This window comes from Microbacterium sp. GXF6406, from assembly GCF_054798215.1.
On the sequence record NZ_JBSJZH010000054.1, the window covers coordinates 1 to 1,345 of the forward strand.

Here is a 1,345-nt window from a genome sequence, read left to right on the forward strand (position 1 = left end):
TGTCGCGCGTCAGACTATGTGGCAGGGGTAGTTAGTTGCGGAAGCAGCGCCCCTGATTGAAAGGTCTGAACATGAGTCGTCCACCGGTCATCCCGCTGGAGAAGAAGCTGCGCATCGTGTTGAGCGTGTTGCAGGGCGAGATCACGATCGCCGAGGCCGCCCGCCGGGAGAAGGTCTCCGAGCAGGCGATCGGGAACTGGAAGCGCCAGTTTCTTGAGGGCGGCAAGGCCGGTATCGAAGCCGGCAAGTCCAAGCCCTCGACCCGTGAGCAGCAGCTCGAAGACGAGGTCGCCGAGCTGACCCAGGCGCTCGGTGAGGCCGCCGTCGAGATCCGCGTCTGGAAGAAGAGCGCCGAGGGCCGCTTGGGCCCTTCGAGGACCTCGAGGTGATCCGTGTCGATGCGGGCATGCCGACCTCGAGGTTCGTGGAGCTGATCGGCGTGCCCGAACGGTCCTATCGCCGCTGGCAGGCCAAAGCGCGAACAGCGCAGCTGTCGAAGGGCCCCTGGCCGCAGCCGGCGCGTGAGGCGGCCCGCGAGCTGGTGACCACCCATGCGCTGGCCAAACCCGCGTGGGGGCACAGGAAGATCTGGGCGATGACCCGTCATGACGGGCACCGGGTGTCGCAGTCGACGGTGCTGCGGCTGATGCGTGACGACGGGCTGATCCTGCCGTCGGAGTATCAGAAGCAACGCCGCGAGCTCGCCAAGGACCGTAAGGCCGCGTTCGCGCGGAACCCGACGAGCCCGAACCAGGTATGGCAGCTGGATTTCACCGAGTTCGAGACCACCCAGGGCGGCATCTGGCGGCTCGCGGGATGCCGCGACTGGCTGTCCAAGTACGAGCACCCGTTTCACACGTCACCGACAGCGAACCAGCACGACGCGATCGCCGCGATCGAGCTCGCCCTCGCCGACTACGAGGCCATGTTCGGGCACCCGCTGGTCGACACCTGTCCCGTCGACATGGAGACCGGGGAGCTGTTGCCGGTGGTGACGATCGTCACCGATAACGGTGGCCCGTTCCGGTCGCTGAACTTCGAGTTGTTCATCATGCGCCACCCCGAACTGCGCCACGTCCGCACGAGAGTGAAATCGCCCGGGCAGAACGGGTCACGCGAACGTGGCTTCGGGACGCTGAAGTACGAGCGACTGTTCCTCGACGACATCCCGGACGCGCTCACCCTCGCCGAGCGGGCCGAGGACTACCGGATCGAATACAACACTGTCCGCCCGCACGAGGCGATCGCCTGGAACCGGCCCCTGGAGGTCCACCTCGGCCTGGCCGACCCCACCATCCCCACCTTCGAAAGAGAAGAAATCCTGCCAACTACTTGACGCGGGACA

At 65.9% G+C, this 1,345-nt stretch carries 2 protein-coding genes; both read left to right on the forward strand.

All coding sequences use genetic code 11. The features are described from left to right. The first annotated feature begins 71 nt into the window (after nucleotides 1-71). On the forward strand, nucleotides 72-389 hold the full coding sequence (locus tag ACWAUG_RS13550; protein ID WP_460802829.1) for a transposase: 318 nt from the start codon (nucleotides 72-74) through the stop codon (nucleotides 387-389). A 35-nt stretch (nucleotides 390-424) separates the two neighbouring features. Then, nucleotides 425-1,336, forward strand: a complete 912-nt coding sequence (locus ACWAUG_RS13555) for a transposase (protein ID WP_460802830.1) — start codon at nucleotides 425-427, stop codon at nucleotides 1,334-1,336. The last annotated feature ends 9 nt before the right edge of the window (nucleotides 1,337-1,345 follow it).